General features: G+C 67.3%; 24 protein-coding genes. 5 read left to right on the top strand and 19 right to left on the bottom strand.

What is annotated here, in order from left to right:
• Positions 1-57: 57 nt before the first annotated feature.
• From DIE23_RS16350 to DIE23_RS16395, 10 genes are all read right to left on the bottom strand, one after another.
• Positions 58-381: a TfoX/Sxy family protein gene (locus tag DIE23_RS16350; protein ID WP_124613085.1), complete on the bottom strand. Its 324-nt coding sequence runs from the start codon at positions 379-381 to the stop codon at positions 58-60.
• 102 nt (positions 382-483) lie between these two features.
• The gene (locus DIE23_RS16355) at positions 484-2220 is read right to left on the bottom strand and encodes a site-specific integrase (RefSeq protein WP_124613086.1); all 1737 of its coding nucleotides are present in this window, start codon (positions 2218-2220) and stop codon (positions 484-486) included.
• Positions 2221-2318: 98 nt separating this feature from the next.
• Positions 2319-3584, bottom strand: coding sequence for a nitrate/nitrite transporter (locus tag DIE23_RS16360; RefSeq protein WP_124613087.1), 1266 nt, complete (start codon positions 3582-3584; stop codon positions 2319-2321).
• A gap of 15 nt (positions 3585-3599) precedes the next feature.
• Positions 3600-4388 carry a peptidylprolyl isomerase gene (locus DIE23_RS16365; RefSeq protein WP_124613088.1) on the bottom strand — a complete coding sequence of 263 codons (789 nt, stop codon included), beginning with the start codon at positions 4386-4388 and terminating at the stop codon, positions 3600-3602.
• A gap of 9 nt (positions 4389-4397) precedes the next feature.
• Positions 4398-5081: a respiratory nitrate reductase subunit gamma gene (narI, locus tag DIE23_RS16370; protein WP_124613089.1), complete on the bottom strand. Its 684-nt coding sequence runs from the start codon at positions 5079-5081 to the stop codon at positions 4398-4400.
• A gap of 24 nt (positions 5082-5105) precedes the next feature.
• Positions 5106-5801: a nitrate reductase molybdenum cofactor assembly chaperone gene (narJ, locus tag DIE23_RS16375; protein WP_124613090.1), complete on the bottom strand. Its 696-nt coding sequence runs from the start codon at positions 5799-5801 to the stop codon at positions 5106-5108.
• Positions 5798-7327 carry a nitrate reductase subunit beta gene (gene narH / locus DIE23_RS16380; RefSeq protein ID WP_124613091.1) on the bottom strand — a complete coding sequence of 510 codons (1530 nt, stop codon included), beginning with the start codon at positions 7325-7327 and terminating at the stop codon, positions 5798-5800. The genes narJ and narH overlap by 4 nt, the downstream gene beginning before the upstream one ends.
• On the bottom strand, positions 7324-11136 hold the full coding sequence (locus DIE23_RS16385) for a nitrate reductase subunit alpha (RefSeq protein ID WP_260436084.1): 3813 nt from the start codon (positions 11134-11136) through the stop codon (positions 7324-7326). The genes narH and DIE23_RS16385 overlap by 4 nt, the downstream gene beginning before the upstream one ends.
• A gap of 728 nt (positions 11137-11864) precedes the next feature.
• Positions 11865-12056, bottom strand: a complete 192-nt coding sequence (locus tag DIE23_RS16390; RefSeq protein WP_124613092.1) for a DUF2964 family protein — start codon at positions 12054-12056, stop codon at positions 11865-11867.
• 15 nt (positions 12057-12071) lie between these two features.
• Entirely contained in the window at positions 12072-12551 is a 480-nt protein-coding gene (locus tag DIE23_RS16395) for a universal stress protein (RefSeq protein ID WP_124613093.1), read from the bottom strand.
• 264 nt (positions 12552-12815) lie between these two features.
• On the opposite strand from DIE23_RS16395, the gene DIE23_RS16400 reads away from it, so the two are divergent.
• Both DIE23_RS16400 and DIE23_RS16405 read left to right on the top strand, forming a co-directional pair.
• Complete coding sequence (locus tag DIE23_RS16400) at positions 12816-13577, top strand: 2-keto-4-pentenoate hydratase (protein ID WP_124613094.1); 762 nt, start codon at positions 12816-12818, stop codon at positions 13575-13577.
• A 134-nt stretch (positions 13578-13711) separates the two neighbouring features.
• Positions 13712-15118, top strand: a complete 1407-nt coding sequence (locus DIE23_RS16405; protein WP_124613095.1) for a 3-deoxy-D-arabino-heptulosonate 7-phosphate synthase — start codon at positions 13712-13714, stop codon at positions 15116-15118.
• 206 nt (positions 15119-15324) lie between these two features.
• Here DIE23_RS16405 and DIE23_RS16410 read toward each other — a convergent pair whose 3' ends face one another.
• A complete protein-coding gene (locus tag DIE23_RS16410) occupies positions 15325-16161 on the bottom strand; it encodes an alpha/beta fold hydrolase (protein ID WP_124613096.1) in 837 nt (278 codons plus the stop codon).
• Between the two features lie 251 nt (positions 16162-16412).
• On the opposite strand from DIE23_RS16410, the gene DIE23_RS16415 reads away from it, so the two are divergent.
• A complete protein-coding gene (locus DIE23_RS16415) occupies positions 16413-16787 on the top strand; it encodes a VOC family protein (RefSeq protein WP_124613097.1) in 375 nt (124 codons plus the stop codon).
• 84 nt (positions 16788-16871) lie between these two features.
• On the opposite strand, the gene DIE23_RS16420 is transcribed toward DIE23_RS16415, so the two are convergent.
• The gene (locus DIE23_RS16420) at positions 16872-17705 is read right to left on the bottom strand and encodes an oxidoreductase (RefSeq protein WP_124613098.1); all 834 of its coding nucleotides are present in this window, start codon (positions 17703-17705) and stop codon (positions 16872-16874) included.
• A gap of 94 nt (positions 17706-17799) precedes the next feature.
• On the opposite strand from DIE23_RS16420, the gene DIE23_RS16425 reads away from it, so the two are divergent.
• Positions 17800-18771, top strand: a complete 972-nt coding sequence (locus DIE23_RS16425) for an AraC family transcriptional regulator (RefSeq protein WP_124613099.1) — start codon at positions 17800-17802, stop codon at positions 18769-18771.
• 51 nt (positions 18772-18822) lie between these two features.
• Here the strand turns inward: DIE23_RS16425 and DIE23_RS16430 are convergent, their stop codons facing one another.
• Positions 18823-19599, bottom strand: a complete 777-nt coding sequence (locus DIE23_RS16430) for a CoA pyrophosphatase (protein ID WP_260436085.1) — start codon at positions 19597-19599, stop codon at positions 18823-18825.
• A 214-nt stretch (positions 19600-19813) separates the two neighbouring features.
• On the opposite strand from DIE23_RS16430, the gene DIE23_RS16435 reads away from it, so the two are divergent.
• A complete protein-coding gene (locus tag DIE23_RS16435; protein WP_124613100.1) occupies positions 19814-20674 on the top strand; it encodes a PhzF family phenazine biosynthesis protein in 861 nt (286 codons plus the stop codon).
• A gap of 110 nt (positions 20675-20784) precedes the next feature.
• Here the strand turns inward: DIE23_RS16435 and DIE23_RS16440 are convergent, their stop codons facing one another.
• The 6 genes from DIE23_RS16440 to DIE23_RS16465 all read right to left on the bottom strand — a co-directional run bounded on the left by DIE23_RS16440 (position 20785) and on the right by DIE23_RS16465 (position 25588).
• Positions 20785-22113, bottom strand: a complete 1329-nt coding sequence (locus DIE23_RS16440; RefSeq protein WP_124613101.1) for an MFS transporter — start codon at positions 22111-22113, stop codon at positions 20785-20787.
• A 155-nt stretch (positions 22114-22268) separates the two neighbouring features.
• Positions 22269-23204: an anti-sigma factor gene (locus tag DIE23_RS16445; protein WP_124613102.1), complete on the bottom strand. Its 936-nt coding sequence runs from the start codon at positions 23202-23204 to the stop codon at positions 22269-22271.
• Positions 23201-23749 carry an RNA polymerase sigma factor gene (locus DIE23_RS16450; RefSeq protein WP_124613103.1) on the bottom strand — a complete coding sequence of 183 codons (549 nt, stop codon included), beginning with the start codon at positions 23747-23749 and terminating at the stop codon, positions 23201-23203. The genes DIE23_RS16445 and DIE23_RS16450 overlap by 4 nt, the downstream gene beginning before the upstream one ends.
• Before the next feature lie 202 nt (positions 23750-23951).
• The gene (locus DIE23_RS16455; protein ID WP_124613104.1) at positions 23952-24797 is read right to left on the bottom strand and encodes a CPBP family intramembrane glutamic endopeptidase; all 846 of its coding nucleotides are present in this window, start codon (positions 24795-24797) and stop codon (positions 23952-23954) included.
• A gap of 57 nt (positions 24798-24854) precedes the next feature.
• Positions 24855-25271 carry an organic hydroperoxide resistance protein gene (locus DIE23_RS16460; protein WP_124613105.1) on the bottom strand — a complete coding sequence of 139 codons (417 nt, stop codon included), beginning with the start codon at positions 25269-25271 and terminating at the stop codon, positions 24855-24857.
• 71 nt (positions 25272-25342) lie between these two features.
• Positions 25343-25588 carry a DUF4148 domain-containing protein gene (locus tag DIE23_RS16465; RefSeq protein WP_124613106.1) on the bottom strand — a complete coding sequence of 82 codons (246 nt, stop codon included), beginning with the start codon at positions 25586-25588 and terminating at the stop codon, positions 25343-25345.
• Positions 25589-25806 lie beyond the last annotated feature (218 nt).

Below are 25806 nucleotides of genomic sequence, written 5' to 3' on the forward strand. Positions count from 1 at the left end.
TGTGCTCCTGCGGGGGGCGCAGTATTGGCGCGCATGGTTCACAGAATACGCCGACCGCTATCGGCTCCGCTTCACCGGCACCGGCAATTGCGCGGCGGTGATCCGGATCAGCGTCGACAGCCATTCGCGGTCGTCCCAGCGCTCGCCTCCGATGACGAGATGCGGCTTCGCCGTCGGATACGGCGGACCTTCCTCGCACGCACCGAGAAACGCACGCCCGTCCGGAGTCGGCTTGACGAACAGTCGGTCGTCGCACACCAGCGCGACCATTTTGCCGTCGCAGTAGATTCCATATTCGCCGAACATCTTGCGGGCCGATACCGTGCCCGCCGGAGCCATCTGCTCGACAATGAAATCGACGGTTCCCTGACTCGATGCCATCCATCCACTCCGTTACCGAATAACCCTTCTGACCGTCGCCGATGCGGTGTCGTTCCGTTCACTCCTCGCGCAACCGCGCGTGCGCCCGGCTCCGCGTGCTGCTCATTTGTCGGCCGAGAACGCACTCGACATCTGCCGCGCCCGCTTCACGTCATCCCCGTGCAGATAGATCGAGGTCGTCGAGATCGACGCATGCCGCAGGTTGTCGCGCACCGTCGTCAGCTCCGCGCCGCGCGCGAGCGCATGCGTCGCGTGCGTATGGCGCATCCAGTGCGGGCTTGCCTGCCGCAGCTTCTGCGCGAGCGCCGGGTTGTCGTCGTCGACGAGCGCGGCCGTCTGCGCGAAGAACCGCTGCATCACCTTCCACAGCCGCACGCTCGTGATCCCGGCCGCGCCGTCTTCCGCGAGGCTCGGAATCAGCGGCGTATCGGGCCGCCAGCGCACCGGCGTCACCGGCAGCCGCCGTGCGACCAGATGCCGATCGAGCGCAGTGCGCGCGAGCGGCGGCAGCGCGACGCGCGCGGCCTTGCTGCCTTTGCCGATCACCTTCAGCCATGCATCGCCGTGCGCGTCCGTATCGATGTCGCCGAGCGTCGCGCCGACCAGTTCGCTTGCGCGCAGCCCGGTCGCATAACCGAAATCGAGGATGAAGCGCAGCCGTTGCGCGGCGGCCGGCGTCCAGCCGGACTGCGGCGCGCCGTCGGCCGTGCGCTTCTGGAATTCGAGCCCGTCGGCGATCGTGCGCACGAGCAGCCACTCGCCTTCGGTGAACGCATGCGACGTATCGAGCGCGTTCGCGCCGCGCGTGTCGCGCACCTTCACGCCCGCGAACGGATTCGCGAGCAGGTAGCGCTGCTCGATCAGCCAGCGGAACAGCGCGCCGAGCACCGACAGCGTGTAGGCGGCCGAACGTGCGGACAATCCGCCCGAAAACGGCCGCCAGTCCGGCGCGCCGCGCGGCCGCACCGGGCCGATCCAGCGTTCGTGCGGCGTCGGGTTGCGCAAGAACGCGCGATACGCGACCGCGTCCTCGGTCGTCAGCGACGACAGCGCGCGCCCACGCTCGACGATCGCCCACAGGATCAGCCGCTCGGCCTCCTTCCGGTACGCGCGACGCGTCGCGGCCGATTCGTGCAGCGACAGCCACGCGTGCACGGCCGCATAGTCGTTGTCCGCATCGAGCGTGCTGGTCGCGCGCGGCGCGCGGAACGTGCCGGCCGACCCGTCGACCTCGTGCGGCAGTTTCAGCTGCTCCCACGGCACGATGCCGCTGCGCGGCGTCGCCGCGATCAGCGCGCGCGCCCGCTCGGTCAGCTCCGGATGCGCGGAAAAGAACGCCTCGACATGCCGCGCGCTCGCCACGCCGAGCCCCGCGATCGCGCGCCACCACTGACGCCGCCGCGGAATCCGCACGGTCAGGTCGGCCAGCGTCGCGATCCCGTGCGCACGCAGCGCGACGACCGCGCGCGCCGGCAGCCACAGGCCGACGTCGTCGCTGATCTGCGGCACCGGCGGGCGCGCATGGCGCAGCAGGCCGATCGCATCGGTCGCGGCTTTCGCCGCCTGAATGCGCTCGCTGTCGGCATGACCGAGCTGCTCGGCGAGATCGGGCCGCCCGGCCTGCCGCGCGACACGCACGAGGCGACGACGAATCCCGCCGATCACGCCGCGCGCCGAGCGACCTTCGCCGAGACGATCGGGCAGATAGCGCTCGACGGCCTGGCGCACGGTCATGCCCGCATACCACGCACGCAGCGCGGCCAGTTCATCGGCGTCGGGAAAGCCCGCGGGTGCAGGTGCGGAATCGGAGGAAGGCAGTGGAGCGAGGCGCGGTGTCATGGGCGCCAGTTTGACAGAACTGCGCACGCTCGAAAACGCCCGAAGCGTTGCACGACACCCGCGCGATGCCGGACGCTGCCGGCATCGCGCGGGAACGGTCAGCCCACCACAGGCGTGCGCCGCACCTCGGACAGGTAGATGAGGATCAGCGACACCCACACGACCCCGTACAGGAACATGAAGCAGGTCGTGCGCACCCGCAGCAGGTCGAGCAGCACGCCGAACAGGATCGGCAGCAGGAAGCCGCCGAGCCCGCCCGCGAGCCCGACGATGCCCGTGACGACACCCATGTTGTCCGGGAAATCGTCGGCGACGTACTTGAAGGTCGACGCCATCCCGAACGCGAACACCGCACCGAGCACGAAGGTCAGCGCAACGAATCCGGCCACCGGCATCGCCAGGTTCAGCGACGCGGTGCCGTCGATCGTATGGATCACGAAGTCGGTCGCCGGATACGACAGCAGGAACAGCGCGATCCACGCGACCCACAGCCCCCACCACGTGACCGCGTGCGCGCCGAAGCGATCGGACAGCGCGCCGCCGAGCGCGCGCAGCACCGAGCCCGGCAGCGAGAAGCCTGCCGCGAACGCGGACGCCATCACGAGCGACATCCCGTATTCGCTCTTCAGGTACTGCGGAATCCACAGCGACAGCGCGGTGAAGCCGCCGAACGTGATCGAGTAGTACTGGCAGAGCCGCCACACGCGCGGGTCGCGCAACACCTTGAACGCGTCGAGCATCGAGCCGCCCCGTTTGCCGGCCCCCGGATCGGGCGCCGACGCGAACCAGAAGATCACGGCCGTGACGAGCAGCGCGATCGCATAGACACGCGGCACGAAGCGCCAGCCGTACGCGGACAGCAGCAGCGGCGTGACGAACAGGTTCACGGCCGCGCCGCACGTGCCCGCGCCGAACACGCCCATCGCGAGCCCGCGCCGCTTCGGCGGAAAGAACCGCGCGACATACGGCGTGCCGACCGCGAACGACGCGCCGACGCAGCCGAGGAACAGCCCGATGAACAGGAACTGCCAGAGCTGCGTCGCGTAGCTGACGATGTAGACGGGAATCGCGCACACGACGAGCAGCACCGTCATCACGATGCGGCCGCCGAAGCGGTCGGTCCACGTGCCGAGCGGCAAGCGCATCAGCGCGCCGGTCAGCACGGGCGTCGACGTGAGCAGGCCGAACTGGGTGCTGTTCAGGCCGAGATCGGTACGCAGCTGCACGCCGAGCACGCCGAACATCATCCACACGACGAAGCACACCATGAACGCGAGCGTGCTCGCGGCCAGCACCGACCATGCGCGCAGCGGGATGGCCTGTGTGTCCCCGGCCCGGCCGAGGTTACCCTGTTGAGTTGACATACGCAAAACCCCGTTTCATTGGACGAGCGGCCCGTTCGCGCCGTCGAAGGTCACGCCTTCGATGCGCGCGCCGCTCGCGAGTATCGCCACGTACTGCCGCATCGCCCGTTGCCGCACGCGTTCCGACAGGTACGCGGCGATCTGGCCGGCGGCCTCGTCGAGCGGCACCGTGTCGCCCGGCACGCGGCGCTCGATGCGCACGATGTGGAAGCCGAAGCGTGTATTGACGAGTTTCGGCAGCACGCCGAGCCCGTCCGTGTCGAACAGCGCGGCCTCGAATTCCGGCACGGTGTCGCCGCGCAGCAATTGCCCGAGGCTGCCGCCGACCTGTGCCGACGGGCAGTTCGACGACGCGCGCGCGAGCGCTTCGAACGTATCGGGCGCGGCGACCACGTCGGCGAGCGCGCGTTCCGCGCGCTGCCGCAACGGCGCGAGCGGCACGCGGTCGGTCACCGCGAACAGCACGTGGCTCGCATAGACGATGTCGTTGCGCCGAAAGCGTGCCGGATGCTGCGCGTAGTAGCGCTCGCAGTCGGCGCGATCGGGTTCGGGCACGTGCGTCAGTTCGCGCTCGAGCAATGCGTCGACTGCGGCATCGTCGAGCGGCGCGCCTTCATCGATCAGCGCGAGCGACACCGCGCGCTGCCGCAGCAATTCGCGCACCGCAAGCGCATGCCGTGCCGCGTCGAGCGGATCGGGCGCGTCGCCGTGATGCCCGGCCTCGGCGGCAATAGCCGCGTCGTCGATCGCGACACCGTTGATCGTCAGCGGCGCCGTCGCGACTTCGGAGAGAACGTCGTTCATGCGGCCTCCTCAGCGCTTGCGCACGAGCTGGTACGGGCGAATCAGGTACGCGACCGATGCGATGCCGCTCCAGATATGCACCATCCGCGTGAACGGCGACACGAGGAAAATCGTAAAGCCGAGCAGGATATGCAGCCGGTACGTGAGCGGCACGCCGACCAGCAGGCTCGCGATGTCCGGCCGGAACGTGACGACGCCCTTCACGTAGTCGGTGAGCTGCTCGAACATCGCGCCGTCCATATGGCGCGTCGACAGCACGACGGTGCCGAGCCCGAGCGCGAGCTGCACCCACAGCATCAGCACGATCAGGATGTCGGACTTGCGGCTGTTCTTGCGGATGCGCGGGTCGCCGAGACGACGCCAGATCAGGATCGTCAGCCCGATGATCGCCGCGACGCCGGCCGCACCGCCCGCCACCATCGCGACGAGCTGGTGCCCGGACGCCGACAGGAACGGCGACACGAGCCAGTGCGGCGCAAGAAAACCGCCGAAGTGGCCGAGCACGACGACCAGCACGCCCCAGTGGAACAGGTTGCTGCCGAGCCGCAGCATCCCGTGGCGCAACAGCTGCGACGAATCGCTTTTCCACGTGTATTGCTCGCGGTCGAAGCGGATCAGGCTGCCGACCAGCAGCACCGCGAGACAGATGTACGGGTAGATCCCGAACAGGAACTGATGCAAGTAAGCATTCATGTCTTTCCCCAGTTGGGCCCGCGCTTACGCGCCGCGGGCCGGCCGCTTGTCGTGGAACCGCACCGTCTGCTCGGCCGGCGTCGCCGCGCCGACGAAGCGCACCGCTTCGTCCGCATACGACGCATCGAGCGCGCGGTAGTCGTCGGCACTCGGCCGCGCGGCGGCCACGTCGTCGTCCGCATCCGCCGGTGCGTCGACCGGCGCGAGGCCGGCCATCGGCAACAGCGCGCCGACGACGAAGCTGTAATGGCTGCCGCGCTGCGCAAGCTGGCCGGCCAGCGCGCGCAGGATCTCGCCGGTCTCGCCGAGCAGGTTGCTCGCATCGGGTGCCGGCAGCCGCGACAGATATTCGAGGAACACGGGCAGGTAGTCGGGCAACTCGCCCGGGTTCAACGTCAGCCCGTGCCGCTCGTACATCTGCAGCAGATCGACCATCGCCTGCCCGCGATCGCGCGATTCGCCGTGCACGTGTTCGAACAGGTGCAGCGACGTCGCGCGGCCGCGATCGAACAGCGCCACGTAGTTCTCCTGCAGCGTCAGCAGGTCGCGCTCGCGCACGTACGCGAAAAACCGATCGAGGCCCGCGCGCACCGCCTTCGGCACGCGCGCGCGTTCGCGCAGGTGGGTTTCGATCGAGTCGAGCACGTCGACGAGCGCGTCGTCGGGATAGTCGAGCAGCGCCGCGAACGCCGCGTAGGTCGGATCGGGTGCGGTGCTCATCGGGATGCCTCGTGGATCGGAATGGTTTTCGTGCCCTTCTTCGGGCTGAACAGGCTGCCCTCCGAACGGCCGTCGGAACAGCCGTTGCCGAACGAGAAGCCGCACGATGCACGCAGGTCGTACGCGTTCTCCGCATACTCGCGGTGGGTCGTCGGGATCACGAAACGATCCTCGTAGTTCGCGATCGCGAGATAGCGGTACATCTCCTCGACCTGCGCGAGCGACAGCCCGACCTGGTCGAGCACGCCGCGCGCATCGATGCCGTCGACGTGACGCGCGCGCATGAACGCACGCATCGCGAGCAGCCGTTCGAGCGCGAGCTTCACGGGCGCCTCGTCGCCGGCCGTCAGCAGGTTCGCCAGGTAACGCAGCGGAATGCGCAGCGATTCGACGTCCGGCAGGTAGCCGTTCATCCCGAGCGCGCCGCTGTTCGCGGCCGAGTTGATCGGCGACAGCGGCGGCACGTACCAGACCATCGGCAGCGTCCGGTATTCCGGATGCAGCGGGAACGCGATCTTCCAGTCGATCGCCATCTTGTAGGTCGGCGAGCGCCGCGCGGCGTCGATCCACGCGGCCGGCACGCCGTCGCGCTCGGCCTGCGCGATCACGGCCGGATCCTCCGGATCGAGGAACAGCGACAGCTGCGCTTCGTACAGGTCCTTCTCGTTCTCCGCGCTGGCGGCCTCGCTGATCCGGTCGGCGTCGTACAGCAGCACGCCGAGGTAGCGGATGCGGCCGACGCAGGTTTCCGAACACACGGTCGGCTGGCCGGCCTCGATGCGCGGATAGCAGAAGATGCACTTCTCGGCCTTGCCGCTCTGCCAGTTGTAGTAGATCTTCTTGTACGGGCAGCCCGACACGCACATGCGCCAGCCGCGGCACTTGTCCTGGTCGATCAGCACGATGCCGTCTTCCTCGCGCTTGTAGATCGAGCCCGACGGGCACGACGCGACGCACGCCGGATTCAGGCAGTGCTCGCAGAGGCGCGGCAGGTACATCATGAAGGTGTTCTCGAACTGCCCGTAGATTTCCTTCTGTACCGACTCGAAGTTATAGTCCTTCGCGCGCTTCTCGAACTCTCCGCCGAGGATCTCCTCCCAGTTCGGGCCCCACTCGATCTTCTCGAGCCGCTGGCCGCTGATCAGCGAGCGCGGCCGGGCCACCGGCATCGCGCGCGTGTTGCCCGCTTCCTGAAGATGGCCGTAGTCGAACGTGAACGGCTCGTAGTAGTCGTCGATTTCGGGCAGGTGCGGGTTCGCGAAGATCTGCGCGAGCAGCCGCCACTTGCCGCCCAGACGCGGCTCGATCCTGCCGTCCGCACGCCGCTGCCAGCCGCCGCGCCAGCGGTCCTGGTTCTCCCAGTCCTTCGGATAGCCGATGCCCGGCTTGGTCTCGACGTTGTTGAACCACGCGTATTCCATTCCTTCGCGGCTGGTCCACACATTCTTGCAGGTCACCGAGCAGGTATGGCACCCGATGCACTTGTCGAGGTTCAGCACCATCGCGATCTGTGCACGTACTTTCATGACGTTTCTCCGGTGTCGATGGGAGTTGGCGCTTTAGCGCTTACTCCCATCCCATGCAAAGCCCGAACGTTCGGTGTGTCGGTTACGGCCTCTTCTCCATCGAGCCAGTCGATCCTGTTCATCTTGCGCACGATCAGGAACTCGTCGCGATTCGAGCCGACCGTGCCGTAGTAGTTGAAGCCATACGACAGCTGCGCATAGCCGCCGATCATGTGGGTCGGCTTCAACGCGATGCGCGTGACCGAGTTGTGAATGCCGCCGCGCGTGCCGGTGATCTCGGAGCCCGGTGTGTTCACGATCTTTTCCTGCGCGTGGTACATCATCACCATCCCGGACGGAATCCGCTGGCTCACCACCGCCCGCGCGCACAACGCGCCGTTCGAGTTGTAGCACTCGATCCAGTCGTTATCGACCACGCCGATCGCCTTCGCGTCGTCCTCCGACATCCACACGATCGGGCCGCCGCGCGACAGCGTCAGCATCAGCAGGTTGTCCGTGTACGTGCTGTGGATTCCCCACTTCTGGTGCGGCGTCAGGAAGTTCAGCACGCGCTCGGGATTGCCGTTCGAGCGCTTGCCGACCATATGCGCGTAGCTGCCTGTGTCGATCGGCGGCTTGTACGCGCACAGCGACTCGCCGAACGCGCGCATCCACGGATGATCCTGGTACAGCTGCTGACGGCCGGTCAGCGTGCGCCACGGCACCAGCTCGTGCACGTTCACATAACCGGCGTTGTACGACACGTGCTCGGATTCGATCCCGCTCCACGTCGGCGACGAGATGATCTTGCGCGGCTGCGCCTGGATGTCGCGGAAACGGATCTTCTCGTCTTCGCGCGCGACGGCCAGGTGCGCGTGATCGATGCCGGTGATGCCGGACAGCGCACGCCATGCCTTCACCGCGACTTCGCCGTTGGTTTCCGGCGCGAGCGCGAGGATCACCTCGGCCGCGTCGAGCGCCGTGTCGATGCGCGGGCGCCCCTGCGCGGCGCCGTGGGCGACCGTGTAGTTGAGCTGGCCGAGCAGCTTCACTTCGTCCTTCGTATCCCAGCCGATGCCCTTGCCCGCGTTGCCGAGCTTGTCCATCAGCGGCCCGAGCGACGTGAAGCGCGCGTAGGTGTTCGGGTAGTCGCGCTCGACGGCAATCACGGCCGGCATCGTGCGGCCCGGCACCGGCTCGCATTCGCCGCGCTTCCAGTCCTGCACGTCGAACGGCTGCGCGAGTTCGCCCGGCGTGTCGTGCGCGATCGGCGCGAGCACGACGTCGCGTTCGACGCCGAGATGGCCGGCGCACAGCTCGGAGAAACGCTTCGCGATTCCCTTGAAGATCTCCCAGTCGCTCTTCGATTCCCACGCGGGATCGACCGCCGCCGACAGCGGATGGATGAACGGATGCATGTCGGACGTGTTCATGTCGTCCTTCTCGTACCACGTCGCGGTCGGCAGCACGACGTCCGAATACATGCAGGTCGTCGACATCCGGAAGTCGAGCGTGACGAGCAGGTCGAGCTTGCCGCGCGGCGCTTCGTCGTGCCACTTCACTTCCTCCGGGCGGGCGCCGCCCGTCGCGCCGAGATCCTCGCCCTGCACGCCGTTGGTCGTGCCGAGCAGGTGCTTCAGGAAATACTCGTGGCCCTTGCCCGACGAGCCGAGCAGGTTCGAGCGCCACACGAACAGGTTGCGCGGGAAGTTGTCGGGTGAGTCGGGGTCCTCGCACGCCATCCGCAGCATGCCGGCTTTCAGTTGCCGCGCGACGTCGGCACCGGCCTGCGCCGGGTCGCCGAGACTCGCGCCGACCTTCAGCGGATTCACCGCGAGCTGCGGCGCGGACGGCAGCCAGCCCATCCGTTCCGCGCGCACGTTGTAGTCGATCGGCGAACCGTGGAACTGCGTCTTGTCGGCGAGCGGCGACAGCAGCGCGCCCGGGTCCATCGTGTCGTAGCGCCACTGGTCGGTGTGCGCGTAGAAGAACGACGTCGCGTTCATGTGGCGCGGCGGCCGGTTCCAGTCGAGCGCGAACGCGAGCGCGGTCCAGCCCGTCTGCGGACGCAGCTTCTCCTGGCCCACGTAATGCGACCAGCCGCCGCCCGGCTTGCCGACGCAGCCGCACATGATCAGCATGTTGATGATCGCGCGGTACGACATGTCCATGTGGAACCAGTGGTTGATCCCCGCGCCGATGATCACCATCGACTTGCCTTGCGTCTTGTGCGCGTTCTCCGCGAATTGCCGCGCGACCGAGATCACGTCCGCGCGCTTCACGCCGGTGATCGCTTCCTGCCACGCCGGCGTGTACGGGAGATCGTCGTCGTAGCTGGCGGCTACGTCACGCCCGCCCAGCCCCTGGTCGAGCCCGTAGTTCGCGACGAACAGGTCATAGACGGTCGCGACCAGCATCTCGCCGTCGCGCGTCGCGACGCGCCGCACGCCGATCCGGCGCGACAGCTCGGAGCCGTGCTGCGTCGAGTTGAAGTGCGCGTGCGGCTGGTTGCCGAAGTACGGGAACAGCACGTCGACCACGTCGTCGTGCTCGGCCGTGCAGGTCAGCCGCGGTGACAGCGCCGCGCCCTTCGAGGTCTCGCCGCGCAGGTTCCACTTGCCCTTGTCGGCATCCGCCTGCTGCCCCCAGCGGAAACCCACCGAGCCGACCGGCACGACGAACTCGCCGGTCGCGTCGTCGATCATCACGGTCTTCCAGTCCGGATGCGCGGCCTCGTCGAGCGAGTCGTCGAAATCGGACGCGCGCACGAGGCGCTCGGGCACGTAGCCGTCACCGTGCGGCACGAGGCGCACGAGGCACGGCATGTCGGTGTAGCGCTTGCAGTAGTCGACGAAGTAGTCGCTCTTGCCGGCAAGATGGAATTCCTTGAGGATCACGTGCCCCATCGCGAGCGCGAGCGCCGCGTCGGTGCCCTGCTTCGGGTGCAGCCACAGGTCGCCGAACTTCGCGCCTTCCGAATAGTCGGGGAACACCGACACGACCTTGGTGCCGCGATAGCGCGCCTCGACGAGGAAGTGCGCGTCGGGCGTGCGGGTCTGCGGGACATTGGAGCCCCACATCATGATGAACGTCGAGTTGTACCAGTCGGCCGATTCCGGCACGTCGGTCTGCTCGCCCCAGGTCTGCGGCGACGCGGGCGGCAGGTCGCAATACCAGTCGTAGAAGCTCAGGCATACGCCACCGATCAGCGACAGGTAGCGGGAACCCGCCGCGTACGACACCATCGACATTGCCGGAATCGGCGAGAAGCCGACCACGCGATCGGGGCCGTGCCGCTCGACCGTGTAAACGTTTGCAGCCGCAACGATTTCGTTGACCTCGTCCCAGCTCGCGCGCACGAAGCCGCCGAGCCCGCGCCGGCTCTGGTACGAACGCCGCGCGTCGTCGTCCTCGACGATCGAGCGCCAGGCGTCGACGGCGCCAAGCGTGCGCCGGCGTTCGCGCCACAGCTTCACCAGCGCGCTGCGAACCATAGGATGCTTGAGACGGTTCGCGCTATACAGATACCAGGAGTACGAGGCGCCGCGCGAGCAGCCGCGCGGTTCGTGGTTCGGCATGTCGGGGCGCGTGCGCGGGTAATCGGTCTGCTGGGTTTCCCAGGTGACGATCCCGCCTTTCACATAGACCTTCCACGAGCACGAACCCGTGCAGTTCACCCCGTGGGTCGAACGGACGATCTTGTCGTGCTGCCAGCGCAGCCGGTAGCCGTCCTCCCATTTGCGGCCCTCGTCCGTGACGGCGCCATGTCCGTCGGAGAAGGTTGGCCTTGTGGTGGAGAAATAACGCAATCTATCCAGGAAATGGCTCATGGGGATCTCGTTTTTTCCGGTCTTTTGGCAGACCCTGATTATTTAAGGAGGTGAATTACCGGTTGTAAAGGACGATCGGATGTCGATCGTTCCGTCCGTGCTCATCCTTTGCGGCCGGGTCGAATCGATTCTCTTTCGAATCGACGTATCACGACTTGATACAAATCACGATATCGTTCACCGGTGCACAACGACGCCAGACGGGCAGCGATCGCGAGACGGCAGCCGCCATGCCGGACGCGGGATGGCCGGTCAATCATGGCTTCGGGCGTAGTCCGCGTGCATTGCGCTGCAATGACCGGCGACGTCCATCGGGAATCGCCGGGCCGCGCCGGTTTGTTCATGGAAGACCGCGCAACACGTGCGACGTCATGCCGGCCGCCCGTCGATCACACCATTACATTTGGGAAGCGCATTTTCACGACGCGACGCGCTTCGTCCCGCCCGTCAGTGCGGACGACGCATGTGCACGCGGCAGCAAAGGCCGGGCATGGCTATGCCCGGGTCGCGATGAAATGTGCGACGCCTTCAGGTATGCGAGGAAGATTCGACGGAGAAGCGCGGTGCCGGCTGATGTGTTGAAGCAGCTGGCGATACCGGCTGGAGAGGGGTGACGCAAATGCGTCGGGCGCGGCAGACGGGCAAGGAACAACAAGCGCGGCGGCACGGCACGCGCGAGCCGCGCGCGTCGGGCGCCGCTGACCGGCGGAGCCGGCACGGGCCGCCCGTCAACCCTCGCCCTTCGGCCCCGGGTTGAGCATCACGACAAAGCAGGCCACACCGGCGATCAACGCGATCGCGCCGCCACGCAGCGCGATCGTTTCGTCGAACAGCAGCCCGGTCACGACGGCCATCATCCCCGCGAGCGACACGAACACGGCAATCGCCGCGACGACGATCCGGTACTGGCGACGTATCATCGCGCCCTCGCCGCGTCAGGCTGCCGCGGCGGAAGCCGGCACGCCGGTGTCGTCGCCGCGAATCAGCAGCACCGGGCACTTCGAGCCGCGCACGAAGCGCTCGGCGACGCTCCCGAGCACCACGCGCCGGATGCCGCGCCGCCCATGCGTGCCGACCACCGCGAGATCGATCCCGCGCTCCTTCACGTAACGCTGCAGGCGTTCCGCGATGTCCTCGCCGATGCTCTCGGTTTCGACGAGCTCGCCCTCGCCTTTCGCGCCGGCTTGCGCGATGACCTGCTCGGCTTCACGCAGCACCTTGCGCCCTTCGTCGCGGATTTCCTCGATGAGCGCGTGCGGGTCGAAACGGCCCGCGTACGTGAACAGCACCGACTTGTCGACCACGTACACGACGCTGACGTGCGTGTCGCCCGCCAGTGCCACCTTCACTGCCTCGGCAAGCGCCTGTTTCGACGAAGCGCTGCCGTCGACGGCCACCATGATCTTCTTGTACATGCAAACCTCGCTGGGGTAGTTGCCGGGCGCGGTGGCGCGCGGCCATGTGCCCATCATCGGCTGACGGCGGGTGCGAAGGTTGACGGCGATCAAGATTCCCCGGAAGCGGGTCGTGCGGCAAAGCGCCACGCGGTGCAATCGGCGCGCCGTACCGGCGGCCGCGCCGTGCAACCGAGCGGCCATGCCGCCGAAAGCGCTATCATCGATGTTGCGACCTTCGTCCGGCCCCATTTTGCCGGCTCACCTTCAACTCGCTCAACCGACATGACAACGACTACCGAACGCGTGGCCGGCGCCGCCCAGCATCTCGTCGCCGCCCGCCATGCCGGCGTGCCCGGCCCGCTGCTGCCCGACGCCTTGCGCCCCGAGAACGTCGAAACCGCGCTCGCGATCCAGCATCGCGTCGCCGACCTGCTCGGCGAGACCATCGGCGGCTGGAAATGCGCGCTGCCGCCGCCCGACCGCGTGATCGTCGCGCCGATCTTCGCTTCGACGATCCGCGAAGCCGATGCGCCGTACCGCGTCGTCGGCGGCCCGATCGTGCGGATCGAGCCGGAAATCGCGTTCGTGCTCGATCGCGACCTGCCCGCCCGCGCGCAGCCGTACGACGAGCTCGACGTGCGCGGCGCGATCCGCGAAGTGCGCATCGTGCTCGAGGTGCTGGGCTGCCGCTATGCGGAGCCCGCGCGCGCGTCGAAATTCGAACTGCTTGCCGACGGCCAGTTCAACCAGGGGCTGTGCGTGGGCCCCGTCGTACCGGACGGGTTGAACGCGCCGCTCGAGACGCTCGCGCTGTCGTTCGAGGGTGCGCTGAATCGCACGATCGACGGCCGCCATCCGGACGGCGATCCGCTCAAGCCGCTCGTGTGGCTGGTGAATTTCCTCGCATCGCGCGGCGACGGCGCGCGCGCCGGCCAGATCGTGACGACCGGTTCGTATGCGGGCGCGATCGACGTGCCGCTCGGCGATGCGCTGACGGTGCGCTTCGGCGAACTCGGCAGCCTGTCGGTGACGCTGACGGCCTGACGTCCGGCGGCGGGGGCGGCCCGCGCGTGAATCCCGGCGAGCGCGCGGCGCCCGGCCCTGCCTGCCGGCGCGACGTGATACCGTTGCACATCGCCCGTCACGCGCGCGAACCGCGTGCCCTCCCGTCATTCGCCATGCCGCCGACACCGTTGCCCGCCCTGCTGAACGAAGTCCTGCGCGCCGTCGATCGCCGCTACCGGCTGCCGCCGCTCGTGCGCGCGTCGTCGCTGACCGACGCCGCGAACCCGGCCACCGTCATCGCCATCGTGATCGAGGAAGCGCGCCGGATGCGGGCCGACGGCCGACCGCCCGACGCGGCATTGCAACGCCGTTTCATCGACGCGCTCGCGCGGATGATCCGCGACGCGATGGACGTGCAATCCGGCGACCCCGCCTTCCAGGCCGCGGTGCTTCGACATGGCGCGGCGGCCGTGCGCGAATACGCATCACTCGCCGCACATGCCGAACAGGATCGGCGCATGCTGCGCTCGGCCGTCAACACGATCGCGCATCCGGCCCGGCTCGAACGGCATGCGCAGGCATGGCAACGCGAGCCGCTCGCGCGGCTGCATGCGGCCGCGGCCGGCGCAGCGTGGGACGAACTCGATGCCGCGCTGCGGCACCTGCTCGCGCAACCGGAGATGGCGACCGACACCGCGTTCGAGCAGGACATCGCCAGACTGAAAGACAGTGCCGCGCTGGCCCGGCTGCAGCGTCTCCATGCACTGTCGCGGGATCCGGACGTCCAGCAATACCGCACGCTGTGGGGCCGCCAGGGTCCGCTCGAAGGCAGCGCGCTCGCCGTCGCGCAGGGCGTCACGTCGCAACAGCGGGGCGCGGCCGTCGAAGCGCTGGCCGCGCAGGCGCTCGACGCGTTGGCCGCGCAGCTCGATGCGGGCGATGCGCACCGCACCTATCGCGTGGTCACGTCGATGCGCGTGCCGGCGTCGATTCCGGGCAAGCATGACCGCGCGAAAACCGAGTGGGATGCGGTGCTGCTCGAGCGCGCGCGCGGCGACGATCCGTCGGCCGCGTGGCACGTCCGGTTCCTCGTCGAGGCGAAGGCGTCCGCGGATGCCGCGACGACCGATCTGCCGCGCCTGCTGCGCGGCCTGAGCCTGCTCGCGCAAGCCGATCCGGACACCGTCTATGCGTTCGACACGCGCGAAGGCGCGGTACGCCTGCACGGTGCGTCGCTGCACGCGCTGACGATCGACGATGCCGCATTGCAGCGCGAGGTGCTGTACTGCTGCGATGCATCGGCAGACCCGGCGCCGCGCCTGCTGGGTGCCGCGAGCCGGATGCAGCTGTTGTCGGCGCCGGCGAGCCTTGAATACGCGAGCGCGCTGACGCAGCACTCGGACGCCGATCTGCGCGGCCTCGGCGTCGTCTGGCACGCGCTGCTGGAACTGCCGTCATGGCGCTCGGTGCTGCACCAGTACGAATCGCTGCGGCAGGTACGGGCGTTGATGGTGGGCGTCGACGACCTGATGGCCGCGATCGAAGGCGATGTTGGCGACAGCGCCGCGAACGATGCGTGATGCGTGATGTGTGCAGTACCGACCGGGTGAGCGTGCGTGCGATGAGACCAACGCACCGCTTCGTCGAAAACGCGGTACAGCACCGCCACAAGTCGCGGCGTCATCCCCCTTCGGCATGACGCGCGGGATTCCCAAGCTGATTTAAGCTGGCCGGCATAGCCGGCCAGCGCGGCGCGGCCCGCGAAAGCGGGCATGCGCCGATCGCGTTACGACTGGACGAAGGCCAGCAGGTCGGCGTTCAGCACATCGGCGTTGACCGTCAGCATGCCGTGCGAATAGCCCGGATACGTCTTCAGCGTGCCGTTCTTCAGCAGCTTGATCGACTTCAGCGCCGAGTCCGCGATCGGCACGATCTGGTCGTCTTCACCGTGCAGCACGAGCGTCGGCACCGAGATCGACCGCAGGTCTTCGGTCTGGTCCGTTTCCGAGAAGGCCTTGATGCCTTCGTAGTGCGCCTTTGCGCTGCCTTCCATCCCCTGGCGCCACCAGTTCCGGATCACGCCCTGATGTACCGTCGCGCCGGGCCGATTGAAGCCGTAGAACGGGCCCGACGGCACGTCCAGGAAGAATTGCGCGCGATTGTCGGCGAGCGCCTTGCGGAAGCCGTCGAAGACGTCGAGCGGCAGGCCTTCCGGATTGGCATCCGTCTTCAGCATCAGCGGCGGCACCGCGCTGACCAGCACCGCCTTCGCGACGCGGCCGGCCGGCTCGCCGTGGCGGGCCACGTAGCGTGCGACTTCGCCGCCGCCGGTCGAGTGGCCGATATGCACCGCGTTGCGCAAGTCCAGCGCCTCGACCACCGCGAACGCGTCCGCCGCGTAGTGATCCATGTCATGGCCATCGGAAACCTGCGCCGACCGGCCGTGGCCGCGGCGATCGTGGGCAATCACGCGATAGCCCTTCTGGACGAAGAACAGCATCTGGGCATCCCAGTCGTCGGAGGACAGCGGCCAGCCGTGGTGGAACATGATCGGCTGTGCATCCTTCGGGCCCCAGTCCTTGTAGAAGATCTCGACGTTGTCCTTCGTGGTGATGGTCGGCATGGCTGCAGGCTCCTTTGGGGTAGGTGAACAACACGTGCCGGCCGGCCGCCCGGGCGGGCGTCGGTGACGGACTGCGGCGCGGCGGCACACCGCGCCGGTCGATGCGGCACCTCGCTGTTGTAGCGGAAAACCGCGACCGTGTCATGAAGCCGATGACATGCCGGCATCCATCGGGCCCCTGCGGGCGGCCGTGACCTATGGCAATATCGCGTCGGATCCGCCGTGCAGCCCCACTCACTTCAAGGCCCCTCATGTTCGACCACGTCAAATTCGGCGTCAGCGACTATGCAGCGAGCAAGGCGTTCTTTCTCCGTGCACTCGAACCGCTCGGCGTAGCGGTCCTCGCAGAAGGCGTGCCGACCTATGGCGTCGAACTCGGCACACCGGGCAAGCCGACGCTGTGCCTGTTCCAGACCGACGAGAAACCGGCCCGCCTTCACCTCGCATTCGCCGCCGACACGCGCGCGCAAGTCGATTCGTTCCACCGTGCAGCGCTGGCGGCGGGCGGCAAGGACAACGGCGCACCCGGCCTGCGCCCGCAGTATCACGCGAACTACTATGCCGCGTTCGTCATCGGTCCGGACGGGCACAACATCGAAGCGGTCTGCTCGCATCCCGAAATCTGATCGTCCGATCGAGCCACGCTTCACTGCACGCGCGCGTAACGAACCGGCCGAACGCGCGTGACTGGCGGGCGATCACGTGCCGGTTCAACCGTCCGTCGACACGGTCACCGCCTCCCACGCACGGATGTCGTCTTCCAGCGCCGACCATTTGGCGCGCACGAGCCGAAGCGCATCGCTGCCGAGCAACAGATGGGCCGGCGGACGGTCCGCCGCAATGACTGCGAGCATCGCGCGGGCGGCCTTCGCGGGATCCCCCGGTTGCCGGCCGCTTTTCTCCTCGCGCGCCTGGCGGATCGGATCGAAGAGCGCGTTGTAATCGGCGATCGAGCGTGGCGTTCGCGTCATCGAACGGCCGGCCCAGTCGGTGCGGAACGAACCCGGCGCCACGGCGGTCACCGCGATGCCGAACGGCTCGAGCTCCTTGCCGAGCGTGTCGGAAATCCCTTCCAGCGCGAACTTGCTGCCGCAGTAATAGGCAATGCCGGGCATCGTAATGTGGCCGCCCATCGACGTGATGTTCAGAATGCGGCCGCGCCGGCGTTCGCGCATGAACGGCACGACGGCTTTCATCATCGCGACGGCGCCGAATACGTTCACGTCGAACTGCCGGCGCATCTCCGACAGCGGCGACTCCTCCATGATGCCTTCGTGCCCGTAGCCGGCGTTGTTCACCAGCACGTCGACAGGCCCGACGCTCGACTCGATCTCCGCGACGACGTCGTCGATGCGCTCGAAGTCGGTCACGTCGAGCATGCGCCCGATGCCCGCATGCGGGGACAGCGCTTCGAACGCCCGCCTTGCCTCCTCGCTTCTCACGGTGCCGACCACCGTATGACCCGCGTCCAGCGCCACTTGTGCGAGCGCGCGGCCGAAGCCGCTGCTGACGCCGGTGATGAGCATGATATTGCCGGATGCCATGTGAGCTTCTCCCGAATGTCGATCGAAGCATGCATGCTAGTCTGGCGATCTACACCGAATAAGCCCGATTCCGCTGAATTTCTTGCACAAAACCATGAGCGCCGCACCCTCGTCGTCCCGATCGCCGTCGCTGCCCGCGCGCAGCCGCCAACGCCTGATCGCGTTGCTGCATGCGATGGCGCCGGACGAAGGCTACAACCTGACCGCACTACCGAGCGTGCGCATCCTGCGCTCGAACCGGGCGCTGTCGCGCACGCCGGTGCTGTACGACCCGGGCATTGTGATCGTGTGCCAGGGCCGCAAGCGCGGCTATTTCGGCGGCGAACGCTATCTGTACGACGAGGACCACTACCTGGCCGTCTCGGTGCCCGTGCCGTTCAGCATGGAAACCGACGCGACGGCGGCGCACCCGCTGCTCGCGCTGTATCTGCACCTCGATTTCCCGATGGCCGCGGAACTGGCCGCGCAGATCGACCGCGAAGGGACCGCCGAACCCGTGCAGGCGCCGAGAAGCATGATGTCGTCGCCGATGGACGACGCGATGCAGGCGACCGTGGTGCGTTTCGTCGAGGCGATGCACCGGCCGCTCGAAGCGGCGGTACTCGGCCCCGGGTTGCTGCGCGAGCTGTATTTCCGCGTGCTGATCGGCGCGCAGGGTAGCGCGATGAGGAACGCGCTGGCGATGCGTGGACAGTTCGGCCGGATCGGCCGTTCGCTGCGCCTGATCCACGCCGACTACGCGCAATCGCTCGACGTCGCGCAACTGGCCGGGGAAGCCGGCATGAGCGTGCCGAGCTTCCACAGCCACTTCAAGGCGATCACGCAGGTGTCGCCGATGCAGTACCTGAAGTCGACGCGGCTGCATCAGGCGCGCCTGCTGATGGTGCGTCAGGACCTGACGGCGGAGGCAGCCAGCCATGCGGTCGGTTATACGAGCCCGTCGCAGTTCAGCCGGGAGTTCAAGCGGCTGTTCGGGCTCACGCCCGCGCAGGAGGCGAAGCGCATGCGTGCGCAGTTCGCGATTCCGGCGGCGTTCGAGGATGCGGTGTTCGTGTCGTCGCACTGAGCCGCGAGCGGCGCGCGTGCCCCTTGCGGGCCCGAGGCCCGGTGCGTGCACCTACTCGGGACGTGCACGCTCGCCGCGCTCGGCGTCGAGCACCAGACCCGCCAGCGATTTCAGGATGACCGCGGTCACGCCCCAGATGTCCTGCGCCTGATCCGCCCAATACCAGGCGCCGGCGCGTTCGCCGTCGCTGTATTGCCGCGGCAGATCGGGATTGAGCAGCGTCGAGAGCGGAAACTCGAAAATCTCCTCGACTTCAGCGGGCGCGGCTTCCCAGGCGGCCGTTTCCGGCACGAAGCCGATCACGGGGAAAATGGCGTGATTGCGCTTTCGGGTTTTATGAATCGGCAGGCTTCCGATCATCTGGACCGCGCCGGGATCGAGGCCGATTTCCTCGAACGCCTCGCGCAGCGCTGTCGCACCGATGCTGGTGTCCGACTCCGCCGGACGTCCGCCGGGAAAGCTCACGTGCGACGAGTATTCGCTGAGCCCCGACGATCGCTTGGTCAGCAGGATCGTCGGCTCGCGCCGCGCGACGAGCGCGACCAGGACAGCGGAGAATTTCCACTGTCCGTCGTTGTCCGCGAGGTAAAGCCGCGCCGTGGGCCAGGGTGTGTCGGCAGGAATCAGCAGGCCTTCCACGCCGCGTGCGATCGTTTCCAGCACGGTTTGCGGCGAAGCGGTGTCCGCAAGTGCCTTCGCGAGCCCGCCCTCGGTTTTCAGGTCGCTCCCGTCGGATTCCATGTCTTCCTCCTGCATGCCTGATGCTGCAAGCGTTGAGCGACACTGAACCCGACAGGTGTTGCATGGGTGCGGCGTCGTTGTGTTCAAGCCGGTTGAATCCGGGTTCGTCGGCAACCGCCCCCCTGACCCGGACCGGATCGACATCGACGAATCGGAGAACCCTGATGATGCACGAAAATTGAAATTCCGAGCGGCCGTGTATCAATCGACGCAATCGGTCCGGCAGAATACGGGTTCGTGCCGAAGCAGCCTGACATGCGCGCGCAACTCGACCGGCCAGACCCACCCACGCGAGATCCCGATGACCCAGTACGCGTTCCGCCTGCTCAACGTATTCGCCGAATCCACCTTCGGCGGCAATCCGCTCTGCGTGTTCGACGATGCGCGCGGCATGGACGACGCGACCATGCAGGCACTGGCCGTGCAGTTCAACCTGTCGGAAACGACCTTCGTGCTGCCGTCGGAGCGTGCGCATGCACGCGTTCGCATCTTCACGCCCGGTTATGAAATGGCGTTCGCGGGCCATCCGACGCTCGGTACCGCGCACGTCGTGCGCGACCTGCTGAATGCAGGCGACGAACTCTCACTCGAATTCAAGGCCGGCGTGGTCGACGTCAAGGCCGACGGCGACGTGTGGACGTTCACCGCCCCGCACGCGGGCATGCCGAAAACGGCGCCTTGCGCGTTGCCCGATACCGACACGGCGGCCATGCTGGGACTGACGACGGACGATTTGCTCGCGCCGCCGCTTTGGGTCGACACCGGCGCGGACCAACTGCTGGTCGCCGTCAAGCACCCCGCGGCCGTGCGCCGCGCCCGGCCCGAAAGCACCTACCTCGATATCTGGCCGACCAGCAGCCTCGGCCGCAAGACCGCCTACGTGTTCGCGTTCGATCCGCATCGTCCCGAGAAAGTGGTCTCCCGCTATTTCTTTGCGAAGCCGGGCGGCGGAATCTTCGAAGACCCGGGCACCGGGTCGGCCTGCGCGAATCTCGGCGGCTGGCTGCTTGCAGCCAATCACGCGCTGCCCGCCGCGTTTCAGGTCGAACAGGGCGAAGCCGTCGGCCGACCTTGCCTGCTTCGGTTGTCGGTCGGCGAGAACGGCGCGATCGACGTCGGCGGGCGCGTGGTGGAGCTTGGGCGCGGCGTCGTCAACGTATAGCGAGCGACGCGCGCCGCGCCGGCCACGCGCCTGCACGATCGCAACCTCGGGCATCCGTGGACGGCGCGGCGTCAGCGCATGCGCGGGATCGCACAGCGGGTTCGACACGACTACCGACGCGTGCACGTGCTACCCGAGCGCGCCGGCTGGCCCGCGGGGCGCAATGCGCATCCTGCCAGGGCGCCCGCGATGCACAGCACGCCCACATACAGTTCCGGCGCCTGCGGGTTCGATTTCAGCATCAGCGAGACGAACACCGGCGTGAGTCCGCCGAACACGGCATATGCGACGTTGTACGAGAACGAGATGCCGGAAAAGCGCACGGCCGGCGGAAACGCCTGGACCATCGCGACCGGAATCGCCGCGACCGCACCGACGAAGAAGCCGCACACCGCGTAAAGCGGCAGCAGCAGCGACGCATCGACGGCGAGCTGCGCGGCCATCAGCCAGTACGATGCGCCGAGCAGCAGGCAGCCGACGAAGATCGTGCGGCCGGTACCGATCCGCCCCGCGATCGACCCCGCGACGACGCACCCGATCGTCAGGCAGAACGTGGCGGCCGAATTCGCCTGCAGCGCAAGCGCGGGCGCGACATGAAAGCGCTTGGCCACGAGCGTCGGCGTCATCAGGATGACGACGACGATCGCCGCGGTCAGGGTCCAGGTGAGGATCATCGATACCAGCACGGCTCGACCATGATCACGCAGCACGGCCTTCAACGGCACTTCGCGGGTCAGCGACCGGCTCCGCTTCATTTCGGCGAACACGGGCGTTTCATCGAGCCAGCGGCGCAGAAACGCGGACAGGATCCCGAACAGGCCGCCGACGACGAAGGGGAGCCGCCACGCATAGGCGCCGATCGCGGCAGGCGAATAGTGATGGTTGATCGCCGACGCGATCAGCGAGCCGAGCAGGATGCCGAGCGTCAGGCCGCCGGTCAGCAGGCCGCACGCATAGCCGACATGGCGCGGCGGCACGTGTTCGGACACGAACACCCACGCGCCGGGCACTTCGCCGCCCACCGCCGCGCCTTGCAACACCCGGCACAGCAGGAGCAGCACGGGCGCGGCAATCCCGAGCGACTCGTAAGTCGGCAGCAGCCCCATCATCAACGTGGGCAAGGCCATCAGCATCACGCTCATCGTGAACATGCGCTTGCGGCCGGCGAGATCGCTGAAATGCGCCATCACCACGCCACCGAGCGGACGCGCGAGATAGCCGGCCGCAAAAATGCCGAAGGTCTGCAGCTGGCGCAGCCAGTCGGGAATCGATGGCGGAAAGAACAGTTGACCGATGACGGTCGCAAAAAACACGTAAATCACGAAATCGTAGAACTCGAGCGCACCACCGAGCGCGGCGAGCACCAGCGTTCGGTGATCGCTGCCTGTCAGCGAGCGGTGCGGCACAACCGGAATCTGAAACGCGTCTGGAGCATTCATCTGGAAGAGATCCGAAGTCAGGAGCAGCGCGTCAACCCGGTGACGTGCTTCACGCCAATAACAGCCGAGCGGCCCTTGTCATTCCATTACGCCCCTGCACGCCGGCGCCGACGCCCGCATCGCGGCGGCGCCCGGCGACGGTGCGGCGCAAACCTTCAGCTCGCGAACGCCTGGACGGCCTGCGACAACTGACCGAGCATGGCTTCCATGCCGTTGTCGGCGATCCGCTTGCCAATCGCGCCGAGATCCGCATCGCCGGGGGCGGCGATCAACGCGTAGGTGATCCTCGCACGACGCCAGGTCGCGACATCCATGTTGCCGACCTGCTGTCGGGCGAGCACGCTGTCGGGCCGTTCGTCCTTCATCGCGCACAGCGCGACGGGCAGGCCTTTCTCGGGTAGATAGACGATCTGCACCAGCGGCTTGTGGTTGAAGTCCAGGCGCTGGATGCGCTTGAACGTCAGGCCGAGCGGGCGCAGGTCCGGAATCCGTATTCGCAGCCCGTCGTCGCGGCGAATGGCGTCCATCGTGTGCGCGGCGGTGGCGAGATTCGGCGTGTCGAGCGCGATGGTGTCGCGCGTATAGAGCCGCTGATAATTCACGGCCGCCATGATCCACGGGGATAGCTGCGCCTGTGCCGTCACCGGTGCGCCCGGCGGCGCGAATGCGCGCTGTGCCGCGCCCGGCGCGAAGCGCAGTATGGCGCCGCAGCAGAACGCCCCCGCGACGAAGGCGACCGCGAGCCACGGCATCATCGTGCGAACGCGGGAGCGAACCGGTACGGAGGACGGCGCGCGTCCGTCGGGCTGCGATGCCGGCGGTTCCCGGCGACCGTCGCCGACCGCGGAAGGCGTCGCAGGCGCGGCATGCGCGAGCGCGATGTCGGCGACCGTGCGCGCCAGGCTCTGCGGCACCGCCGGCCATTCCTGTCGCTGGAACGCCTGCTGATAGGGCAACACCGATGCTTCGAACAAGACGACCCGCCTGGCGATCTCGGCCGACCTGCCGATCGCCCTGTCGACTTCCTCGCGCTCGTGCGACGTGAGTTCGCCATCCACGTATGCCATGAGCAGGATGTCGTCCATTTTCATGCCCCCTGATCCTCACTGTTCGCCGCGCTTTTCACGGGTCGTTCCTTTCCATCGCTGAACAGGGTGCCAATCGTCTGGCGGGCACGCGAAAGCCGGCTCATGATCGTCCCGATGGGTACGCCGAGCGCCTCGGCCGCTTCGCCATAGCTGAGCCCCTCCACCGCGACCAGCAACATGACCACGCGCTGCGCCTCGGGGAGCTGCTGCACCGCCCTGACGATCTGCGCATCCAGCGCCTGCTGTTCCAGGGTCGGCGCGGTGGGATCGGCGATGGTTTCGAGCAGGTCGTCGTCCCAGTCCATGCCCGAGCGCCGACGCACGCTGCGTGCGCGGAGTTCGTTGAGCCAGGTGGATTGCACGATCGAGAACATCCAGCTGAGCGGCGCGGTTCCCGGTCGTAGCTGATGCGCTCGTTCGAGCGCACGGACGCACGCGCCCTGCACGAGATCCTCGGCGTCGTGCCGGTCGCCGGAGATTCGCAACGCGAAGGTCCAGAGACGCGGCAGCATCGCGGGGAGCATGGCGGACAGTTCGGCTGCGGTCATCTACGTCGATCCTCCCGCGGTGCAACCAAGCCGACGTTGACGAACTGCAGTATCTGACGTGTATCCATGGGTTTAGGCGAAATTGAGCGGGCAACACCCCTGCAGTGCACGTAAACAGCTGGACGGCGCAGATATTCCATCCGCCGTCGCGTATTACCCGAACTGCCGGATCACAGGCCCTCGTGCCAGAGCGTGCGTTCGCTCAGGCACGGGCGATGAATGGATAGGTCAGCAACCCGAACTGCACCAGATTGACGCCGAAGTGCGCGAGCACGGCCGATTGGAGACCGCCGGCGCGAGCGGCGAGCCCGTATCCGATGCCGGACAGGCCGGCCAGCAGAACCAGCAGTGCGCCGGCCTGATAGTGAGCAAGGCCGAACAACACGGCGCCTGCGACAAGCGCCAGCCAGCCGGCATTCGGTTGTGCACGCATCAACCGTGTCGCGCCCGCCTGGACGTAGCCGCGGAAAAACGCTTCTTCCGCGAACGCGACCAGCAGGAGGTTGTCGAGCACCCACAGCCATGCGAAATGCGGCCACTTCGGCGCCCACGCAATCAACCCGGCCCACCACGCGATCGAGAAGCAGACCGCCGCTGTCGCCGCGCACGCGACGACCGCCGCGATCGCCCGTGTCGACAGCGGCTTCTCCGGCAGAACCCACGGGCAGGCCAGCACCAGCCAGAACGCGATCAGCGGCTTGTCGAAGTTCAGATACATCGTGTAGGGCGCTGCATCCGGCGTCAGGCGTGCCGCATGAATCACCCTGAGATTGTCGAAACCCGGCAGCCAATGCTGAAACAGACCGACCGCAATGACGCAGAAGACGACGTTGCACACGACCTTGCCGGCGACCGGCAGATTCCGCTGCAACAGCACGCCGGTGCCGACCAGCAGCGCGATCGGCACGAGCGCGATCGGCTGCAATTGCCGCGACGCGAACGCGATCGCATAGCCGATGGCGAGCAGGCTCAGCGTGAGCCCGCGCGGCATTCTCGAGATCGCCGTCAGCGCGGCAAGAAAAATCGCACACCACGTCAATGCGGTCATTGCACCTTCCGGAGAGTTGCCAACGGCGCGTCGATCGCGTCGAGCGCCGCACGCGTATCAGACCACCGTGACGACCACGTCGATGTTGCCGCGCGTCGCCTTCGAATACGGACACGTCTGGTGCGCCGCATCGACCAGCGCCTGCGCGACGTCGGCGTCGATGCCCGGCACGCTGACGTTCAGCCGCGCCTGCAGGAAGTACGCGCCGTCGTTCGTGGCCAGATCGATCTGCGCATCGACATGCGTGTCGCGCGGCAGCGAAACCTTCAGCTTCTGCGCGGACAGGCCCATCGCGCCGATGAAGCAGGCCGACCAGCCGGCGGCCAGCAGCTGCTCGGGATTCGTGCCGGGCGCGGCCGAGCCCGGCGCGGCGAGCTTCACATCCAGGCGGCCGTCCGCGCTGTGCGCGGCGCCGTCGCGGCCGCCGGTGGTGCGAACCTCGCCGGTGTACAGAATTTTCGTTTCGTGGTTCATGGTCGGTGTCGTGTTGAACGGGGTGGGTGAATGACGATGCCGAACATCGGCATCGCGTCGGCAGCAGGCAATCAACTGCCTCGATAGAGCTGGTCGAGCGCCGCGAGCTGACCGTCTTTCTCCGCCTGCACCAGTTCCGCGCGAACCTGGGCGCGCGTCTTGCCCTTCGGCGCCTTGCCGCCCGTCGCCCATTGGCTCGCCTGCCCGATGGTCTGGTCGTTGATGCTCGTGTCGACGGCGCTGCTTGCAAAAGCGGAAGTGGCGGCTGCAACGGCGGCGCACGCCGCGAAAGCCAAAGCGATCGTCTTTACTTTCATGTCGTTCTCCTGGATAAATTCGGCTGTCGCGAATCTGTCGGGGCCTTCAGCGGTCGCGGATCTCGCGAAGCCGTCTCGAGCGCGCTGATCGGATTCGATCGATGAGATGCATTAAATCCAGACCACGTATCTGACGTGTGTCTCGACCAATGGCTTTTTCAAGGCCATGTATCCAGACCGGTTTCATACACATTGAGAAACAAAACTGCCGTCGCGTT

The organism is Burkholderia sp. Bp9143 (assembly GCF_003853645.1).
In the GTDB taxonomy this organism is placed as follows: domain Bacteria; phylum Pseudomonadota; class Gammaproteobacteria; order Burkholderiales; family Burkholderiaceae; genus Burkholderia.

Bases quoted from the DNA above. Each gene is read 5' to 3' on its own strand.
- DIE23_RS16350 (WP_124613085.1), bottom strand. From the start codon at position 381: ATGGCATCGAGTCAGGGAACCGTCGATTTCATTGTCGAGCAGATGGCT.
- DIE23_RS16355 (WP_124613086.1), bottom strand. From the start codon at position 2,220: ATGACACCGCGCCTCGCTCCACTGCCTTCCTCCGATTCCGCACCTGCA.
- DIE23_RS16360 (WP_124613087.1), bottom strand. From the start codon at position 3,584: ATGTCAACTCAACAGGGTAACCTCGGCCGGGCCGGGGACACACAGGCC.
- DIE23_RS16365 (WP_124613088.1), bottom strand. From the start codon at position 4,388: ATGAACGACGTTCTCTCCGAAGTCGCGACGGCGCCGCTGACGATCAAC.
- narI (WP_124613089.1), bottom strand. From the start codon at position 5,081: ATGAATGCTTACTTGCATCAGTTCCTGTTCGGGATCTACCCGTACATC.
- narJ (WP_124613090.1), bottom strand. From the start codon at position 5,801: ATGAGCACCGCACCCGATCCGACCTACGCGGCGTTCGCGGCGCTGCTC.
- narH (WP_124613091.1), bottom strand. From the start codon at position 7,327: ATGAAAGTACGTGCACAGATCGCGATGGTGCTGAACCTCGACAAGTGC.
- DIE23_RS16385 (WP_260436084.1), bottom strand. From the start codon at position 11,136: ATGAGCCATTTCCTGGATAGATTGCGTTATTTCTCCACCACAAGGCCA.
- DIE23_RS16390 (WP_124613092.1), bottom strand. From the start codon at position 12,056: ATGATACGTCGCCAGTACCGGATCGTCGTCGCGGCGATTGCCGTGTTC.
- DIE23_RS16395 (WP_124613093.1), bottom strand. From the start codon at position 12,551: ATGTACAAGAAGATCATGGTGGCCGTCGACGGCAGCGCTTCGTCGAAA.
- DIE23_RS16400 (WP_124613094.1), top strand. From the start codon at position 12,816: ATGACAACGACTACCGAACGCGTGGCCGGCGCCGCCCAGCATCTCGTC.
- DIE23_RS16405 (WP_124613095.1), top strand. From the start codon at position 13,712: ATGCCGCCGACACCGTTGCCCGCCCTGCTGAACGAAGTCCTGCGCGCC.
- DIE23_RS16410 (WP_124613096.1), bottom strand. From the start codon at position 16,161: ATGCCGACCATCACCACGAAGGACAACGTCGAGATCTTCTACAAGGAC.
- DIE23_RS16415 (WP_124613097.1), top strand. From the start codon at position 16,413: ATGTTCGACCACGTCAAATTCGGCGTCAGCGACTATGCAGCGAGCAAG.
- DIE23_RS16420 (WP_124613098.1), bottom strand. From the start codon at position 17,705: ATGGCATCCGGCAATATCATGCTCATCACCGGCGTCAGCAGCGGCTTC.
- DIE23_RS16425 (WP_124613099.1), top strand. From the start codon at position 17,800: ATGAGCGCCGCACCCTCGTCGTCCCGATCGCCGTCGCTGCCCGCGCGC.
- DIE23_RS16435 (WP_124613100.1), top strand. From the start codon at position 19,814: ATGACCCAGTACGCGTTCCGCCTGCTCAACGTATTCGCCGAATCCACC.
- DIE23_RS16440 (WP_124613101.1), bottom strand. From the start codon at position 22,113: ATGAATGCTCCAGACGCGTTTCAGATTCCGGTTGTGCCGCACCGCTCG.
- DIE23_RS16445 (WP_124613102.1), bottom strand. From the start codon at position 23,204: ATGAAAATGGACGACATCCTGCTCATGGCATACGTGGATGGCGAACTC.
- DIE23_RS16450 (WP_124613103.1), bottom strand. From the start codon at position 23,749: ATGACCGCAGCCGAACTGTCCGCCATGCTCCCCGCGATGCTGCCGCGT.
- DIE23_RS16455 (WP_124613104.1), bottom strand. From the start codon at position 24,797: ATGACCGCATTGACGTGGTGTGCGATTTTTCTTGCCGCGCTGACGGCG.
- DIE23_RS16460 (WP_124613105.1), bottom strand. From the start codon at position 25,271: ATGAACCACGAAACGAAAATTCTGTACACCGGCGAGGTTCGCACCACC.
- DIE23_RS16465 (WP_124613106.1), bottom strand. From the start codon at position 25,588: ATGAAAGTAAAGACGATCGCTTTGGCTTTCGCGGCGTGCGCCGCCGTT.